The organism is Qipengyuania qiaonensis (genome assembly GCF_019711515.1).
Lineage (GTDB): Bacteria > Pseudomonadota > Alphaproteobacteria > Sphingomonadales > Sphingomonadaceae > Qipengyuania > Qipengyuania qiaonensis.
The window spans coordinates 49,712-66,640 of the sequence record NZ_JAIGNO010000011.1 but is presented as its reverse complement, the minus strand read 5'-3'; the positions used below and the strand labels follow the sequence as shown (position 1 = coordinate 66,640).

Annotated in this window: 16 protein-coding genes; 9 read left to right on the top strand and 7 right to left on the bottom strand. The window is 61.2% G+C overall.

The window, feature by feature from the left end; all coding sequences use genetic code 11:
• The first annotated feature begins 47 nt into the window (after positions 1-47).
• Positions 48-1,226 (top strand): glycosyltransferase family 2 protein, encoded by a 1,179-nt coding sequence (locus K3174_RS14010; RefSeq protein ID WP_221559663.1) that lies wholly within the window; start codon positions 48-50, stop codon positions 1,224-1,226.
• On the opposite strand, the gene K3174_RS14005 is transcribed toward K3174_RS14010, so the two are convergent.
• Positions 1,190-2,374, bottom strand: coding sequence for a glycosyltransferase family 2 protein (locus tag K3174_RS14005; protein ID WP_221559662.1), 1,185 nt, complete (start codon positions 2,372-2,374; stop codon positions 1,190-1,192). The two genes, K3174_RS14010 and K3174_RS14005, sit on opposite strands and share 37 nt — an antisense overlap.
• 144 nt (positions 2,375-2,518) lie before the next feature.
• On the opposite strand from K3174_RS14005, the gene K3174_RS14000 reads away from it, so the two are divergent.
• Entirely contained in the window at positions 2,519-3,298 is a 780-nt protein-coding gene (locus tag K3174_RS14000) for an ABC transporter permease (RefSeq protein ID WP_221559659.1), read from the top strand.
• A complete protein-coding gene (locus K3174_RS13995; RefSeq protein ID WP_221559657.1) occupies positions 3,298-4,539 on the top strand; it encodes an ABC transporter ATP-binding protein in 1,242 nt (413 codons plus the stop codon). Before K3174_RS14000 ends, K3174_RS13995 begins: the two co-directional genes overlap by 1 nt.
• Positions 4,540-4,550: 11 nt before the next feature.
• Here the strand turns inward: K3174_RS13995 and K3174_RS13990 are convergent, their stop codons facing one another.
• On the bottom strand, positions 4,551-5,546 hold the full coding sequence (locus tag K3174_RS13990) for a glycosyltransferase family 2 protein (RefSeq protein WP_221559655.1): 996 nt from the start codon (positions 5,544-5,546) through the stop codon (positions 4,551-4,553).
• Entirely contained in the window at positions 5,543-6,526 is a 984-nt protein-coding gene (galE, locus tag K3174_RS13985; RefSeq protein ID WP_345719663.1) for a UDP-glucose 4-epimerase GalE, read from the bottom strand. The genes K3174_RS13990 and galE overlap by 4 nt, the downstream gene beginning before the upstream one ends.
• Before the next feature lie 551 nt (positions 6,527-7,077).
• On the opposite strand from galE, the gene K3174_RS13980 reads away from it, so the two are divergent.
• A complete protein-coding gene (locus tag K3174_RS13980) occupies positions 7,078-7,974 on the top strand; it encodes a glycosyltransferase family 2 protein (RefSeq protein WP_221559652.1) in 897 nt (298 codons plus the stop codon).
• Positions 7,975-8,072: 98 nt separating this feature from the next.
• Here the strand turns inward: K3174_RS13980 and K3174_RS13975 are convergent, their stop codons facing one another.
• Positions 8,073-8,867, bottom strand: a complete 795-nt coding sequence (locus K3174_RS13975; RefSeq protein WP_221559650.1) for an SDR family oxidoreductase — start codon at positions 8,865-8,867, stop codon at positions 8,073-8,075.
• Positions 8,868-8,944: 77 nt separating this feature from the next.
• Between K3174_RS13975 and K3174_RS13970 the strand changes: the two genes are divergently transcribed.
• The 4 genes from K3174_RS13970 (at position 8,945) to K3174_RS13955 (ending at position 11,217) form a co-directional block, all read left to right on the top strand.
• Complete coding sequence (locus K3174_RS13970) at positions 8,945-9,511, top strand: hypothetical protein (protein ID WP_221559649.1); 567 nt, start codon at positions 8,945-8,947, stop codon at positions 9,509-9,511.
• A 90-nt stretch (positions 9,512-9,601) separates the two neighbouring features.
• Entirely contained in the window at positions 9,602-10,063 is a 462-nt protein-coding gene (locus K3174_RS13965) for a Dps family protein (protein WP_221559647.1), read from the top strand.
• 75 nt (positions 10,064-10,138) lie between these two features.
• Entirely contained in the window at positions 10,139-10,759 is a 621-nt protein-coding gene (locus K3174_RS13960; protein WP_221559645.1) for a 6-phosphogluconolactonase, read from the top strand.
• Positions 10,747-11,217: an NUDIX domain-containing protein gene (locus K3174_RS13955; protein ID WP_221559642.1), complete on the top strand. Its 471-nt coding sequence runs from the start codon at positions 10,747-10,749 to the stop codon at positions 11,215-11,217. Before K3174_RS13960 ends, K3174_RS13955 begins: the two co-directional genes overlap by 13 nt.
• A gap of 20 nt (positions 11,218-11,237) precedes the next feature.
• On the opposite strand, the gene dinB is transcribed toward K3174_RS13955, so the two are convergent.
• Positions 11,238-12,362: a DNA polymerase IV gene (gene dinB / locus K3174_RS13950; RefSeq protein WP_221559641.1), complete on the bottom strand. Its 1,125-nt coding sequence runs from the start codon at positions 12,360-12,362 to the stop codon at positions 11,238-11,240.
• 65 nt (positions 12,363-12,427) lie between these two features.
• On the opposite strand from dinB, the gene K3174_RS13945 reads away from it, so the two are divergent.
• Positions 12,428-13,693 carry a multidrug effflux MFS transporter gene (locus K3174_RS13945; RefSeq protein WP_221559727.1) on the top strand — a complete coding sequence of 422 codons (1,266 nt, stop codon included), beginning with the start codon at positions 12,428-12,430 and terminating at the stop codon, positions 13,691-13,693.
• 7 nt (positions 13,694-13,700) lie between these two features.
• On the opposite strand, the gene K3174_RS13940 is transcribed toward K3174_RS13945, so the two are convergent.
• Positions 13,701-15,311, bottom strand: a complete 1,611-nt coding sequence (locus tag K3174_RS13940) for an MFS transporter (protein ID WP_221559633.1) — start codon at positions 15,309-15,311, stop codon at positions 13,701-13,703.
• A gap of 18 nt (positions 15,312-15,329) precedes the next feature.
• The gene (locus tag K3174_RS13935; RefSeq protein WP_221559631.1) at positions 15,330-16,877 is read right to left on the bottom strand and encodes an acyl-CoA carboxylase subunit beta; all 1,548 of its coding nucleotides are present in this window, start codon (positions 16,875-16,877) and stop codon (positions 15,330-15,332) included.
• Positions 16,878-16,929: the final 52 nt, after the last annotated feature.

Genomic DNA, 16,929 nt, shown 5'->3' with positions numbered 1-16,929 from the left:
TTTCACGAAGCAGCGACTGCGCCAACCTCGACGATCTTGAACGAACAGTGCGAGAGCCATGCCCTGCTTGTTTGTGCAGCGCAACATACTTTGCCGGTCCGAATGTATCTGGTCGTCGGGATGAGGTGTTCTTTCGTCGCCCGCTGATGGACCTATGGAATTCAAACATCCGAGATGTATGGGAATTGTTGGTAGAAACGTTAGGAACTGTGCATCTGGCGCGTTCCTGCGCAAGGAATCTCGGGGAGACGGCGATGGACAAAGTGCTCGTATCGGTCGTGGTGCCGGCATACAATGCGGCGGCGACATTGTGCGATACGTTGCGCTCGGTTTGCGCTCAAACGCATCGCAACCTTGAAATCATCGTGGTGGACGACGGTTCGCGCGACGATACTATGGCGATCGGGCAAGCCGAAGCCCGCCGGGATGAACGGATCAAAATCGTGTCGCAAGTCAATGGCGGCGTCGCTGCCGCGCGCAACCATGGCATCTCTTTGGCGAGTGCGGACTACATAGCGCCGATCGATGCCGACGATCTTTGGCATCCTACCAAAATCGAACGCCAGTTGCGGGCAATGTTGAGCGGTGCTCCTCAGATAGGCTTGGTCTACTGCTGGAGCGCGATCATAGACGAACACAATCGGATCACCGACCGCGCGCACGGAACGAGCCATGACGGTGATGTACTGCGAAGCCTGGCTTGCGGCAATTTCGTCGGCAATGGCAGTTCTGCGCTCATGAGGCGGGATCTCGTCATCGAAGCTGGTGGATTCGATGAGAGCTTGAGAACGCGCAAGGCCCAGGGGTGCGAAGACTGGCAACTCTATCTCGATCTGGCAGAGCGTTCGCTGTTCGCGGTGATTCCGGATTTCCTGGTCGGCTATCGGTATACGCAGCAGGCGATGTCGGGCGACGTTTCGCAGATGGTGCGCTCGTATATGCTTGTAAGTGAAGCGCTTGAAGGGAAACACCCCTCGCTGCGCGAAGAAATCGCCTGGGGTCTCCACGAATATCTGGAGTGGATGATCTATCGAGAAATTCGCCAGGGCAATTGGCAGAATTGCCAGACTCTGGCGCGCGTGCGCGACCGCAAGGTACCGAACTGGCGGCGCTTGGTCAGGAAAGGGAGGCTGACCGCGCGCTATGTCAGGCGGCGTCTGAGTGTAGCGGAGGTTACAACCTACGGAGCCTATCTTGCAGAGTTGGAGCCACTTGGTAGCGAATAACTGCGATTGCGTAGGTAGAACGCTATGCCGGCCAACGACCCCGTGATTTGTTGCCGCAGAAAGCGCGCTTTGGGAGATTGACGACCCAGTGGCTTGCGTATGGCCAAGCCAAAATAATAGATCGGCAGATCGACAAACAAGCGCCGCAGATTGCCGATTTCACCGCTACGGTCGAACTGCATCAGCAACGCTGCCGTATGGCCGCGCATATACTGATATATCTGGGAAGACAGCCCCTCCATCTTCAGGCGATGGTGGTGCCAGATCACCGCCCGCGGTTCATAGCGACAGGTGAATCCCGCCGCGAGAATCCGATACCAGAATTCCGAATCGTCCGAGCAACCAGACTGGCCTGCCCCCAGCCGTTCGTCGAAATATCCCACTATCTCGAATACTTCGCGCCGAAAGCCCATCGATGCCCCGGCGCCGATCTCCCACGCAGGACAGCCGCGCCGGCGGGTTCGTTCCCAAAATGCCGGACCGAAATCCACCCGGTCGAACCCCCTCCCGAATCCCCATGCCTGCTCGAAAAGAAGCTGTGCCTCTGTATCAAGCCGTGCGGGCAGGACGAGACCGGTCACGCCCATGACATGCGGTTCGACGAAAGCCGCCGACAGATTGGCAATCCAGTCCGGGTGCAATTCGGTGTCGTCATCGGTGTAGAGGATGAGATCGCCGGTCGCGGCAAGCGCTCCGGTATTGCGCGCAAAGTCGAGTCCCTCACGATCCTCGCGCAGATAGCGTGCGCCATGCGCTTCGGCGATTGAGCGGATTGCGCTGCTTGCCGAGGCGTTGTCGACGACTACGAGCTCGTCCGGTGCGCGGCTTTGGGCGGCGAAGCCGGCCAGGCATCGCGACAGATCTTCGGGCCGGTCCCGCGTGCAGATGACCACGCTTATTTTGCGTTCGTCGAACTCCGCGAATTCCGGTGTCTTGCGAGTGGCTCGTGCGATCGTTGCTTCGTCAGGTCGAGGCACTTCCCCGGGTGCGACCCACTGTCTTCCCACCGGCAGTCCTTCCGCTTCGAACACAGCGAGCGTCAGCCGATCGACAGGTCGTGCGTCCGCTACCTTGTCGAGCGGTTGGCGAGACACAGATGCGATCGGCTGGGCAACCTTATCGGGCATGTCGCGATCGGATAGGGGCATGAGTATTCCTGCGATGTCCACGCGTCTTATCCGCACGTCTCGGTGGTTCACAAGCTTGCAGTCGCGATGGGCGACCGATAGCACTGGATGAGGCGCGGTATTCACGGTCGATCGCCAGCGCGGACAGTGAGGTAAGTAAGCCGGATGACAAACGATCGGCGCGACCGGATAAACCACTGGAAGGACGTGGTTGCGCTGCTGGTTTCGCGCGATTTCAGAGGGCGATACCAACATGCGCGTATCGGAGCCCTGTGGGCGCTGGTAAGCCCGCTCCTCTTTCTGACCGTCTTCTATTTCCTGTTCGGACATGTGCTCGATCTTGGAATAGAGAATTACGCGTCGTTTGCTTTCATCGGCATTCTGGTTTGGAACTGGACTCAATCATCGCTGATGTCTGCAGTTACCAGCATGTCGGCCAATCCCGGCCTTGTTGCGCAACCCGGATTTCCGCTCGGAACCTTGCCGGTCGTATCCGTCGTCGCTGCCTTTCTCAATTTGCTGATCGCGCTGCCACTATTGGTGATCCTGACGGTTATCGAAGGGGTCGCGCCGACCGCCGCCTATCTGGCTCTGCCGTTGGTCGTTGCGGTGCAGTTCTTTTTCACCTTGGCACTGTGCTTTGTCATCGCCGCGCTCAATGTTGCTCTACGCGATGTCGAGCAAATCCTGCCGGTTCTCCTCCAGCTCGGCTATTACGTAACGCCGATTTTCTACTCGCTGTCGAACATTCCCGATGCGCTTCAACCCTATTTCCGATTGAACCCGATGGTGACGGTGATCACCTCGTACAGAGACATCGTCCTTCGCGGGATCTGGCCCGATTGGGCTTCCCTCGGCATGGTCCTTTTCGGCTCGCTTCTGTTGCTTTGGTTCGGTCAAAGCTATTTCCAGCGCGCCCGCCAGAGCTTCCTGGAAGAGCTGTGATGGGGGGGCATGTTTCCGCCGAAGGGCTGGGCAAATTGTTCAGGCGCTACGATCCCCATCGTCCGCGTTCCTTGCGGCGACTGCTGACACAGCCGCCACGCCTGCCACGCCGTGCGGAACGCTTCTGGGCCTTGCGCGATATCGGCTTTTCCGTCGCGTCCGGCGAGATGCTCGGCATCGTCGGTCGAAACGGCAGCGGCAAATCGACCTTGCTTCGGCTGCTGGGCAAGGTTCTTCGACCCGATGCCGGAACACTCCACACGAGCGGGCGGATCGGGGGATTGCTCGATCTCAATGTGGGTATGCACGATGAATTGAGCGGTCGCGACAACGTGCTCATCGGGAGCGTAATCGCTGGACTGACCAAACGCGAGGCTGAGCGCCGTATGGATGCGATCGTCGCTTTCGGCCAGTTGGAGGACTACATCGACGCGCCCGTTCGCACCTACTCTTCGGGGATGAGGCTGAGGTTGGGCTTCTCGACGGCGATCCACGCCGCTCCCGACGTGCTTTTGATCGATGAAGTACTATCGGTCGGAGACATGGCTTTTCAGGCACAATGCTATGAGCGGATCCGGGAACTTCGCGCGAAGGGTATGGCGATCATTCTGGTGACTCACGACATGTCGCAGGTCGAGCAACTCTGCGATCGCGCCCTTTGGCTCGACGGCGGCAGCACGGTCGTCGACGGGACGCCGGAAGTGGTGATCGGCGAATACGAGGCGCGCATGCAGGCGCGGACCCGGGATAAGACGCCGCAGGCGCTTCCAGATCGTCAGTTACCGGGAGGAATTGAGCTTCGTGCCGGCGAGAACCGCTTCGGCTCTCAAGAACTGGCCATTGCGCGGGTTTCCATCCAAGATGCCAATGGAGCCGAGCGATCCGTATTCCAAGTTGGGGAAGCGATCACCGTTCACATCGAGATGCAGGGTGAGGGCAAGGAGAGCCCGATCGTCAGCCTGGCGCTGTCACCTATGCAAGACGATGGCGAGCCGGCGATTCTGGACATCAATACGAAGATGGACGAGGTCGCTTTGCCGAGGGAGCGATTGCGGAATGTCCGTCTTGAACTCGATCGTCTCGATCTTTCGCCCGGCGAATACGCGGTCAGTATAGGTCTTCATGACCAGAATTGGGACTACGCCTACGATTACCACTGGCGCGCCTATCCGATAAAGATCGAAGGGGCGGCCAAGACATCCGCGGTTCTAAATCCCCCCCGGCGTTGGGTGCTGGACTGATCGGATGAGCGTCACCAATCTATATCCAGATAGCGCGGCCGGCGCCGCATGATACGTGCGCTGCGCGATGCTCGCTTGAGCCAGCCCGGTACGACGACCGCGCGAAAATAGGTTCTTGCCAGTTCCGGGATCGATGAAACGATGTCGCCGACGGAACCTGGCCCCATCCGCCCGAGAATATTAAGTGCGATGCCGACGCGCCCGCCCATGGCCGCGCGTCCCGCCAGCCAGCGGATCAGGTCCTTGCGATGCGCAGCCCAGGCGGCCGCAGTCCCGCCTTCGAGCGCGATGATCCGCTCGGCCACGAAGTCGAAAGACCTCAGCATGCGATCGACCGAGGCGGACATACTTCCGTGACTGAGCCGATATCCCAGCAGATGACGCGGGACGACGCGAAACCGGTAGTGGCGCGACGCGAGGGCAAGAAACAGCAGATCTTCGCACCCTTGCGCGTCATTTTCCCGCAAACCTGCATCGAAACCGCCTATCCTGTCGAATATCTCGCGCGGGACGAGCAAAGAACTGCCATTGCCGACGAAATTCGAACGGGAGATTTCCTCCAGCACGTCACCTTCGATGATCCGCTGGTTGCCGACCGGATAGACCGTGCTGTGTCGATCGATCTGGGCGAACCAGCAATAGACCAGCTGCGGGTTGCCCTCGTCATCCTGCACCAGAGCCATCTGTGCAGCGATCTTCTCCCGCGCCCAAACGTCGTCAGCGTCGAGAAAAGCGATGAAGGGTGCATTGCTCGACTGAGCGCCGCGATTGCGTGCCGCTGCCACTCCGCCATTTTCCTGCCGGATCAGACGAATACGTCCATCTTCGCGGGCTTGCTGCTCAACGAGATCGGTCGTGCGGTCGGACGATCCATCGTCAACCACCACTATGTCGAGCGCCGGCCAACTTTGGGCTCTCACGCTTTCGAGAGTTTCCGTAATCGTCGCCTCGGCATCGAAGGCTGGAATGACGATCGCAACTACCGGTTTTGACTCATCGCATATCATGTTTCGCCGGACTGACGCCGGTGCCAGCTGACGGCTGTTTCCACGATCCGGTCGATGCCCGACTGTTTTGGGGTCCAGCCCAAGCATCGTTCGATTTTGTCGTAAGATGCAACCAGAGCCGGTGGATCGCCGGCACGGCGGGGTCCGAAGCGCGCATTCGGCTTCTGACCGGTAGCTCGTTCGACCGCGTCGAGCAGTTCGATCACGCTCGTACCAACGCCGGTCCCCAGGTTGAATGCATGACAGCCGTCGTGTTCCATGAGAAATTCGCCGCCTGCGACATGCGCATCCGCCAGATCGGCTACGTGGATGTAATCCCGCACCGCGCTGCCGTCGCGCGTCTCGAAATCGGTCCCAAGGACGGTGAATTCGCTGCCGGGCTCCAGCGATGCGGCTATGGCTAGCGGGATGGCATGGGTTTCAGGTTCATGCTTCTCGCCTATTTCGCCATCGGGATCGGCCCCTGCGGCGTTGAAATATCTGAGCGACACGCTGGAAAGGCCATAGGCCGCGGCATAATCCTTCAGGACCTGCTCGATGACGAGCTTCGAGCGGCCATATGGATTGATCGGATTCTGGCTCAGCCCCTCGTCGATGGGAAGTCTTTCGGGAATACCGTAGGTTGCACAGGTGCTGGAAAAGAGCATCCGCTTCACGCCGTGTTCCATCATGGCATCGAGCAGGTTCATCGTCCCCACGCAATTGTTGCGGTAGTAGCTTGCTGGATCGGACATGGACTCACCGACATAGGCGAAGGCTGCGAAATGCGCGACAAGGTCGGGTTTCGTCTCGGAAACGGCATCGCCGATTGCCGCTGCGTCCAGGAGATCGCCTTCTATCAGGGGGCCCCATTTTACCGAATCGCGCCATCCCCGCGACAGATTGTCGAAGGTGACTACTTTCCAGCCGGCTTTGGCGAAGGCCTTGCAGCAATGCGCTCCGACATAGCCTGCTCCGCCGGTGACAAGGACGGTCTTCACAGGCGTGAACTGTCGGGCTGAACGTGCGCCGCAGATCGCAAAGCGCAATATAGCGAGCATGCGTAACCGGAAGGATGCCTGTTGACGAAAATGCCGTCGTAAGGCTCGCTATTGTTTTCGAATCTCATAGTCGTACTTCCGGCCACATATATTTCCGTTTCTCTAACGCAGTGGATGTTTGATGGTGCGGTGCATTTGGGTGGTGTCCGAATAATGAGCACAATTGCGTACCACCGAAAGGCTGCTTCGCAGAACGCCGTTTTTTGTGCCGCATTCGATCCAGGAATTCTGCCGGTTGCTATACCCTTTGCCAATCGGCGCTTTCTTACGACACGGCGGGACTTGCCGTAATGGCCGTCGGGAACGCCGGGCCACCGTATTCGTAACGGGTGCAGGCTCGGATTGCCCGATGTCCGGCACGGTTTCTCGAAAGTTCTTGCTGCACTGCAGCAATAAACATCATACGGGGTTTGCTGTGCGCGGTTCGGCCTTTTGGATGAGCGGTTGGGTCCGTTCTGCCTGCCGCATTTGCTGTTTGATTGAAGGAACCCATGTCCATTCGTAGCGAAGCCATCACAGAGACGACGCCCGAAATATCGGTGATTATTCCGGTATGGAACGGCGAGCGGCGCATTGCGGGCGGCCTCGAGGCGCTGCAGCAGCAGACACTCGCCCCGGAAATGTTCGAGGTGATCGTCGTCGACAACGGATCGACCGACAGTACCGCCGAGATCGTGAAACGCTTTGCCAATGTCAGGTTGCTCGGGGAAAAACGGCCCGGCTCCTATCGCGCACGAAACCACGCCGTCGCCAATGCTCGGGGTCGCTTCGTCCTGTTCACCGACGACGATTGCATTCCCGACAAGGACTGGGTGGAAAAGGCGCTCGAACATGCCCGGCGTCATGGGGAGAATGCACTGATCGGCGGGCACATAAAGCTGTTCCGGACCGATGGCGGCAGCGATACGCTGCTGCGCTACGAGCAGACGTCCTACTTCAAGCAGGAATGGTATCTCGCAAACGAGCGCTGCGTCACGGCGAACTGGCTCTGTTCGCGCGCGCTGCTCGACAAGGTCGGCGGTTTCAATGGTGAGCTGTTTTCGGGCGGCGACATGGATTGCGCCAAGCGGATCGCGCGCAGCGGCGCTGCGCTGATCTATGCGCCCGACATGGCGGTGAACCACCCAAGTCGTGCCCGACTGGGCGCGATTCTTTCGAAGAAGCGGCGTGTGCTCGGTGGCCGCTGGCAGCGTGAAAACCGCAAGAGTTTCTTCGGCATGGCACGGATGCTCGTTCACGAAATGCTGGGCGAGATGCGCTGGCTGCGACGCCCCGACATAAACCCGGAGCGCGATTTTGCCCTGGTTGCAGTACCGTTCGCGATCTTTCTTGCCAGCGGTTACGAGGCGGCACGCCTTCGCCTCGGATTTCCGCCGCAACGGCAGTAGGGCTGCTGAGTGGGCGATCGGCGATGGCACTTGCAGGGCACAGGGAGCGCATAGCCCGATATCCGGGCTCGTGCAGGCCGCGCTAGATATAGCCTGACCTATTTCGGCGGCATCCGGATCGCGCCATCCAGACGGAACTGATGGCCATTTATGTAGGAATTTCGTGCAATCTCGCAGATCAGCGACGCGAATTCCTCCGGATGGCCGAGGCGCTTGGGGAAGGGGACGCTGGCATTCAACTGATCCCACATCTGCGGATTGCGGTCCTTCATGCCCAGCATCAGTGGCGTAGCGAAAATTCCCGGCATGACCGAGTTCACGCGAATGCCGATGTCCATAAGGTCGCGCGCCATCAGCAGAACGAGACCGTTCACCCCCGCCTTGCAACTGCCATAGATGACCTGGCCGATCTGGCCGTCCTGCGCGGCGACACTGGCGGTGAGCGTTATACAGCCGCGCTCGCCATCCTCGTTGAGCGGCTCGGAATTGGCCATGCCGAGGGCGGACAGGCTGCCTATGCGATAGGACGAAACGAGGATGCCCTCGGCACCGAAGGCATAGTCCGCTGTTTCCAGCCGCTTGTAGCGCCCGCTCTCCTTGTCCCAGCCCAGGGTCTTGCCGCGGCGACTGGACATTGCACAGTGAACCGTTACGCGCTCTTGACCGTGTGCAGCACGGGCCTTGTCGAAGCTGTCAATTACGGATTGCTCATCGGTAATGTCGACCCGCGCGAAGGTGCCACCGATATCTTTTGCATGAGCCTCCCCAGCGTCTTCGTTGATATCGAAAATAGTGACCTTCAGACCGGCGTCCGCGAGTGCCTGCGCGCTGGCCTTGCCCAGACCCGAAGCGCCGCCGGTGACCACTGCCGCCATACCTTTCTTGAGTTCCAATGTCCCTCTCCCGTTAGTTTTTTGTCGGGCCGTGCTATCCCAATGAGCCTGGCACAGGAAGAGGAGCCGAAACGACCATGACATCGCTGCTGTTTGCCATGGTTGCCAGTTTCCTCGTCGCCACCGGCGCGCCGCGCGACCAGTTGCTCGTCGCGCGAATGGCGAGCCTGCTAGGCGCATCGAACGGATTGCTTGTCGTCGCATTGGCCAGCTCTGTGGCGACCGCCGGTATTGCCGCGTGGTTCGGAGCTTTGCTGGCGCAGACGATGTCCGAAAACGCGACGACCATGTTCGTGGCCATCGCCCTGTTGCTCGCCGCCTTCGAATGCGCGTGGCCCAACCGCGAAAAGGTACCCAAAGAGCCGACACGCTCCCTCGGCGCCATCTTCATCGTGCTTTTTGCGCGCCAGCTCACCGACGCGTCGCGTTTTCTCGTAGCCGCTTTCGCGGTCGTTTTCGCATCCTGGCCGCTGGCGGGTCTCGGGGGGGCGATCGGGGGAGGGGCGGCGGTAGCCGTGGGCTGGGGCGCGGGCGCGGCACTGGAGCGAAAGTTGCCATTGCGCGCCCTGCGGATAGCGCTCGCCCTCCTGCTTTTCGCGCTGGCGATTATGACCGGATTGACGGCGCGCGGTATCATCGCCTGAGCCGATTACCGCAACCAACCATCTCCTAGAAACCAGAAACGGTGTTCGCCGTTGGTCGGGTGAACATGCAGCACGAAAGGGGCGATTCTCATGGCAGAACTCGGCAACAATTCCAAAGCGGGCCTTGTGACCGCACTGAACGGCGCTCTCGCCGATACGGTAGCGCTCTACTTCAAGACCAAGAATTTTCACTGGCATGTCGCAGGGCCGAGGTTTCGCGATCTCCACTTGCTGTTCGACGAACAGGCTGCCCAGCTTGTGGGCACGGTCGATGCGATCGGCGAGCGTGTGCGCAAGAACGACGAGTTCACGCTGACCTCGATCGGCAGCGTTGCGAAGCAGACCAACATCGCCGATCAGGACGACGTGACTATCACGGCCGACGCGATGGTGACCGAACTGCGCGACGACAATCGCAAGCTGCATACGCGGCTCGGCGAAGTCAAAGACGCCGCCGAGGGTGTGGGTGACAACGCCACCAGCGGTATCGTCGACGACTGGATCGACCAGTGCGAGGAACGGATCTGGTTCCTCAACCAGACGAGCAAATAAGCGCATAGCTAAGCGAAAGTGCCTGCAGGTCGCCTTTCCCCTTGGGGGAAGGCGGCCTTGGTGTATCAGGGATGCATGGACAACGTAACGATCATAGAAAGTCGCAGCGACGCGGCCATTGCGGACTGGCTGTCTGCACAACTCGCCGAGGCCCTGGACGAGCGCGAAGGGCCGGTCACGATCACCGTGCCGGGAGGCTCCACCCCCTTTCCGATCATGGAAAAGCTGCTCGATCATGATCTCGATTGGACGCGACTTGTCGTCTGGCCGGGTGACGACCGCGTGGTTCCGGAGGCCCACAAAGCCTCGAATACGGGGAAGCTGCGCGATCTGTTCGAACCCGCGGGAGCCGAGGTTGTCACGTTAAGCGAAATGGAAGCCGTGCCACGATTTACCCTGGCCTGGCTCGGCATGGGCGCCGACGGCCATATCGCCTCGCTCTTCCCCAACACCGATCCAAAGCCCGACGAGCCGCGCAGCGTGGTTCGTCTCACTCCCGATCCGCTACCGCCCGAGGCGCCGTTCGATCGGATCAGCCTGACTATGCCTTCGCTGCTGGCAAGCGATCGACTGGTTTTCGTCATTCGCGGCGATGAGAAACGTACCGTTCTGGATCAGGCGATTGCCGGCGAGCACGATCTTCCGGTTGCGCGGCTGCTGGCTGCGGCTAAACAACCGGTGACATGCTTCACCTGATCCCCAAGCCGCTCTACCGGCTGGCGCTGCAGGCCGGTCATCGCGCACGTCACAACTGGCGCAAGTTTCGCGGGGTCAAGGTCGAAGGGGTCAGCGTGGTCGGTCGCGATCTCAAGGGCCAGATCCTGCTCGTGCGGCACAGCTATGGGCCGAAAGGGTGGTATTTTCCGGGCGGCGGAATCGGCAGAAAGGAGACGCCCGAGGAAGCCGCTCGGCGCGAGATGCGCGAAGAAACCGGGTGCCAGGTCGAAGGCTTGACGCTGGTCGGCGTAATCGAGGAAGAAATCTCGGGCGCGCCGCACACCGCGCATGTCTTCGATGGAATGGTGGACGCGATGCCGCGTGCCGATGGTCGCGAGGTCATCGAAGCGCGCTTCTTCCCCACCCATTCGCTGCCCGAGCCGCTTAGCCCGCTGACAACGGCAAGGCTCAAGTTATGGCAAGCGAGAAAGAGCTGACCTTTCACAGCGCGGCGATACTATAACAATGATAGTTGCGCATCGGGACGCTCTACCTCGTCCTTGCTGTCCTGTTCGAGTTTCGACAGCGTAAGCCCCATCAGCCGGATTGGCATCGGTAAGGGCAGAATGTCCTCCAGCAATGCGCGGCCGATGGCAGCGAATTCGCCTTTGGTGGCAATCGGATGGTCGACCGTTCTGGCGCGGCTGAAAATCTGGAAATCGGTATATTTCATCTTCAGGGTAACCGTCCTTCCCCGTGCCTCTGCGCGCTCGATATAACCCCAGACGATATCGATGATGTCTTCCATCGTTTCTCGCAACTCGGTGCCCGAAGAGAGGTCGCGGCTGAACGTTCGCTCTCCGCCGACCGATTTGCGGATACGGCTCGAACGCACTGGCCTCAGGTCGATCCCGCGAGCGGCGCGATAAAGATAATCGGCGAAGCTTCCGAAATGGGCGCGCAGCCATTCGATATCCTTTGTGGCTAGGTCGCCGCCAGTCTCGATGCCGAGCCTGGACATCTTCTCGGCCCCCTTCGGCCCGACACCGTGAAACCGCCTGATCGGCAGCCGGGCCACGAATTCTACGCCTTCGCCCGGTCGGATGACACACATCCCGTCGGGCTTGTTCTGGTCGCTGGCGATCTTGGCGAGGAACTTGTTGTAGCTCACCCCGGCGCTCGCGGTGAGCTTGGTCTTGGCTCTGATTTCCTGCCGGATGAGTTCGGCGATCCGCGTCGCACTGCCGATCCCCAGCTTGTCTTCCGTCACGTCGAGATAAGCTTCGTCGAGGCTCAGGGGTTCGACGAGATCGGTGTGGTGGCGGAATATCGCACGGATTTGCTGGCTGACCTCGCGGTAGACATCGAAGCGGCTCTTGCAAAAGACGAGGTCCGGACACAGCCGTTTGGCCGTCACCGACGGCATGGCACTCCGCACGCCGAACTTCCTTGCTTCGTAGCTCGCTGCCGCGACTACGCCGCGCCCGCTGGCGCCGCCGACAGCCACCGGCTTGCCGCGCAGATCCGGATTGTCGCGCTGTTCGACACTGGCGAAGAAAGCATCCATATCGACATGGATGATCTTGCGCAGGCCGTCCGCTTCGCCCTCATCGTCATCCTTGCGCTTGTCGCAATCGTTCATGCAGGAATAGATAGCGCCATGGGTTGCAAACCGGAACCTTGTCCGCCACCTGACGTCTTGTGCAGATGCGTACCGAACAACTTGCCGGCGGCGAGCGCCCGATAGCCAGCGCCGCCCAGGGCAAGCGCATCGGTGAGCGCGAGCTGATATGGATGATGGCGATGCTGATGGCGTGCAACGCTTTCGGCATCGATGCGATTCTGCCTGCTCTCGACGCGCTTGCGGGCGATCTTGGCGTGCAGGGGAACAATCGACAGTTCGTGGTCGGGGCCTACCTGCTCGCCGCGGGTATCGGCACTCTGATACCCGGCGCCTTTGCGGACAGGTTCGGTCGGCGACCGGTTCTGTTTATTGCGCTGTTCTTCTATATCGTGCTGTCGATCGCGTGCGCGCTGGCGACCAGTTACGACGTATTGGTGGCGCTGCGCGCGGCACAGGGTTTCTTTGCTGCGGGCATAATCGCCTTGCCGCCAGCCATAATCCGCGACCGTGTGGGCGGCGACAAGATGGCCCGCATGATGAGCCTGATCTTCGTGATCTTCCTGCTGGTTCCCGCCGTTGCGCCCAGTATCGGACAGGGCGTGCTGGTGCTGATGGGCGACTGGCGGTGGATCTTTGCCGCAATGGCGCTGGCGGGCGTGGCGATGACGGCCTGGGTGTATTTCCGCCTTCCAGAAACGCTTCACGAGCAGGACAAACAGGATATCCACCTGCCTACGATTACCCGCAATATGGCGAGTGCGGTGACCCTGCGCGAAACCATCGGCTACACGCTCGGCAGCGCGCTGGTATTCGGCGGCCTGTTCGGCTTCATCAATTCCAGCCAGCAGTTGATCGGGGAGGCATTCGGCGCGGGCGACATGTTCCCGATGATCTTCGCCATCTGCGCAGGATGCATGGCGCTATCGAACTGGTCGAACAGCCGCATCGTGGAGCGGTTCGGTGCACGGCGCGTGAGCCATGTCGCCCTGTTCGCATTCATTGCGGTCGCCGCGGCGCAATACTGGTTCGCCAGCCAGCCGGATGAGAGCCTGTGGACCTTCGTGCCGCTAATGGCTGCCAATATGAGCCTGCTCGGCTTCATCGGTGCCAATTTCGGGTCGATCGCCCTGCAGCCGTTCAAGCACATCGCCGGAGCCGCGAGCAGCGCGCAAGGTTTCCTGCGCATGACCAGCGGGGCTGCGCTGGGAGCCTATATCGGCTATCTTTACGATGGCACGGCGCGACCGCTCGCTATCGCGTTGCTGGGCACGGCGGTGCTGAGTCTCATCTTCGTGCTCTTTAGCGAACGCGGCACGCTGTTCGGTCCGCCAGAGCCGGAAGACGCCTGACCTTTTGCTAGTCGCGATGCCCGATGGAACGTCGGAAGGTTTCGGGCAAGAACAACAAGCCGACCACTAGGGTCAGCACGGCCACCCCGATGGGATACCACAACCCGGCATAGATATCGCCTGTCGCTGCCACCATGGCGAAGGCGATGGTCGGCAGGAACCCGCCGAACCAGCCATTGCCGATATGATAGGGCAGGCTCATCGCGGTATAGCGGATGCGCGCGGAAAACAGCTCGACCAGCAGCGCTGCGATGGGGCCGTAAACCATGGTCACCAGCAGCACGAGCGCAGTGAGGATGGCGACGACCAGCGGCTTGTTGATCCGGGTCGGGTCGGCTTTGGCTGGATAGCCCGCATCGGCCGTAGCTGCGGCCAGGTCGGTCGCGCTTCCGGGCTCGATGGGAATGCGTCGATCGCCAATCGCGATAACCGCTGCGATCCCGTAATCGCCGCTTTCATTCGTGTAGGGGACACCGGCCTTGGCCAATGCGGATTTCGCGATGTCGCAACCGGTCTTGTCGAACTGGGTCTTGCCGATGGGATCGAACTGTACGGAACAGCTGCCGGGGTCGGCAAAGACCGTTACCGGCGCACGCGCCTGCGCCTGAGCCAGCGCGGGATTGGCGGCTGTCGTGAGTGCTCCAAACAGCGGGAAATAGGTGAGTGCCGCTAGTGCAAGGCCAGCCATGATGATCGGCTTCCTGCCGATGCGGTCGCTCAGCCAACCGAAGAACAGGAAGAAGGGCGTGCCGATGGCGAGCGCGATGGCGATCAGAATGTTCGCCGTTCCGCCATCCACCTTGAGCACCTTTTCCAGATAGAACAAAGCGTAGAACTGGCCTGTGTACCAGACTACGGCCTGCCCGGCGACGGCACCCAGCAGCGCCACCAGCACCCATTTGAGATTGCTCCAGCGTCCGAAAGCTTCGGACAGCGGCGCCTTGGAAGTCTCGCCTTCCTCTTTCATCGCCTGGTAAACCGGACTTTCGGCGAGTTGCAGTCGGATCCACAAGGACACGCCGAGAAGGATCGCCGAAAGCAGGAAGGGCACACGCCAGCCCCAATCGGCGAAGGCCTCCTCGCCCATCCATGTGCGCAGGCCGATCACTACGAGCAAGGCGGCGAAGAGACCCAGCGTGGCGGTGGTCTGGATGAAGCTGGTATAGAAGCCGCGTTTGCCCTCGGGAGCATGTTCGGCGACATAGATCGCCGCGCCGCCATATTCGCCCCCGAGCGCCAGACCTTGCAGCAGGCGCAAACCGACCAGCAGCAGCGGGGCCGCCACGCCGATGCTGGCATAGCTCGGCAGCAGGCCGACTGCGAAGGTCGACAGGCCCATCAGGCCCATGGTTACGAGGAAGGTGTATTTGCGCCCCACGAGGTCGCCGACGCGGCCGAATACCAGTGCGCCGAAGGGCCGCACGGCGAAGCCCGCAGCGAACGCGCCTAGTGCGAGGATGAAGGCGGTGGTGTCGTTGACGCCGGAGAAGAACTGCGCCGAAATGATCGTGGCGAGCAGGCCGTAGAGGTAGAAATCGTACCACTCGAACACCGTGCCGAGCGACGATGCGATGATGACCTTGCGATGCGATTGCGCGGCGATTGCGGTGTCGGCCATGAATTCCCCTCTGCCGCTCTATTCGCTTGCCAGCCGTCTCCATGCAAGTCCTGCGAATTCGCACAGGAGCGGGCGGGTGTCGCGCGGGTCGATGATATCCTCGACATTGAACCGCTCGGCGCTGCGGAAAGGGCTGGTTACCTTGTCCAACCTTGCGCGTATGGCCTCCAGTTCCGCCGCGGGATCGGCGGCGGCTTCGAGGTCGGACTTGTATGCGACCTCCAGTCCGCCCGCGATGGGCAGGCTGCCCCAGTCGCCCGAGGGCCAGCAATAGCGGTACTGATACGTTTCGGCATTGCTCATCGCGCTGCCGGCGATGCCGTAGGCACGGCGCAGTACGACGCTGGCGAGTGGGACGCTGGCTTTGTAAATCGCGTTCATGGCTTGCACGCCGTAACGGATCGTGCCGGCCATTTCGGCTTCGCGCCCGATCATGAAGCCGGGATTGTCGACCAGGTGGACGATGGGCAGGCGGAACCGGTCGGCGAGCTTGACGAAGCGCTCCACCTTCTCGCTGGTCTTCGCTTCCCACGAGCCGCCGAGGTAGCTGGGGTCGCTCGCCAGCACCGCCACCGGCCAGCCGTCGAGCCGGGCGAGGGCGGTGATGCAGGCGCGGCCCCACATGCGGCCGATTTCGAAGACCGTGCCCTTATCGAAGACCATGTCGAGGCACCGGCGCATCGAATAGACCTGCTTCGGGTCGCGCGGGACGAGTGAATCTAGCGTATGATCCCGGCGCCGAACAGGGTCCGAACACTCTGCGCGTCGAGCCAACTGGCCGACATGTTCGGGCATGAATGACAGGAAGTGCCGCGCGCGGGCGAAGGCTTCGGCCTCGCTCGTTACCTCGTCGTCGACGACGCCGTTCCGGGTGTGGATGCCGCTGCCGCCAAGATCCTCCTTCGCCTGCTGGTGATCGGTGGAGCCGCGATAGCTTTCGCCCAGACCGTCGACGACTGCGGGCCCGGCGGCGAAAAGCTGGCTGAGGCCCTTGACCATGACCGAATAATGGCTGGCGACGGTGCGCGCCGCGCCGAGACCGGCGGTGGGGCCGAGCGCCAGCGCGACCACCGGCACCGTCTCGAGGTTCTTCACCACATCCGACCAGCCGGGCACGGCGGGAATATAGGTCGCGCCGATCTGCTCCAGCGTCTTGACGCTGCCGCCGCCGCCCGTGCCGTCGATCATGCGGATGATGGGGAGCTTTAGCTCGTGCGCCATCTTCTCCGCCTGCACCATCTTGCGGCTGATCCCGGCATCGGCCGCGCCGCCGCGAATGGTGAAGTCGTCCGCCGTGGCGACTACGGGACGGCCGTTGATCGTGGCCTTGCCGAAGAGGAAGGGGGCGGGGAGGACGGCTTCGAGATTGCCGTCCTCGTCATACGAGCCGCGCCCGGCGATCTTGCCGATTTCGCGGAAAGTTCCGGGATCGACCAGCGCGGCGAGCCGGGCGCGGGCATCCATCTTGCCACGACCGTGCTGGCGCGAGACTTTTTCCTCGCCGCCCATCTGCTCGGCCAGCGCCTCGCGGTGGCGCAGTTCCTCGAGTTCCTTTTCCCAGCTCACCAATCCTCCCCCGGCGGGGGAGGGGAACCATGCGCAGCATGGTGGAGGGGCA

Bases quoted from the DNA above. Each gene is read 5' to 3' on its own strand.
- dinB (WP_221559641.1), bottom strand. From the start codon at position 12,362: ATGAACGATTGCGACAAGCGCAAGGATGACGATGAGGGCGAAGCGGAC.
- K3174_RS14005 (WP_221559662.1), bottom strand. From the start codon at position 2,374: ATGCCCCTATCCGATCGCGACATGCCCGATAAGGTTGCCCAGCCGATC.
- K3174_RS13960 (WP_221559645.1), top strand. From the start codon at position 10,139: ATGGACAACGTAACGATCATAGAAAGTCGCAGCGACGCGGCCATTGCG.
- K3174_RS13940 (WP_221559633.1), bottom strand. From the start codon at position 15,311: ATGGCCGACACCGCAATCGCCGCGCAATCGCATCGCAAGGTCATCATC.
- K3174_RS13955 (WP_221559642.1), top strand. From the start codon at position 10,747: ATGCTTCACCTGATCCCCAAGCCGCTCTACCGGCTGGCGCTGCAGGCC.
- K3174_RS13945 (WP_221559727.1), top strand. From the start codon at position 12,428: ATGCGTACCGAACAACTTGCCGGCGGCGAGCGCCCGATAGCCAGCGCC.
- K3174_RS13970 (WP_221559649.1), top strand. From the start codon at position 8,945: ATGACATCGCTGCTGTTTGCCATGGTTGCCAGTTTCCTCGTCGCCACC.
- K3174_RS14000 (WP_221559659.1), top strand. From the start codon at position 2,519: ATGACAAACGATCGGCGCGACCGGATAAACCACTGGAAGGACGTGGTT.
- K3174_RS13995 (WP_221559657.1), top strand. From the start codon at position 3,298: ATGGGGGGGCATGTTTCCGCCGAAGGGCTGGGCAAATTGTTCAGGCGC.
- K3174_RS13980 (WP_221559652.1), top strand. From the start codon at position 7,078: ATGTCCATTCGTAGCGAAGCCATCACAGAGACGACGCCCGAAATATCG.
- K3174_RS13965 (WP_221559647.1), top strand. From the start codon at position 9,602: ATGGCAGAACTCGGCAACAATTCCAAAGCGGGCCTTGTGACCGCACTG.
- K3174_RS13990 (WP_221559655.1), bottom strand. From the start codon at position 5,546: ATGATATGCGATGAGTCAAAACCGGTAGTTGCGATCGTCATTCCAGCC.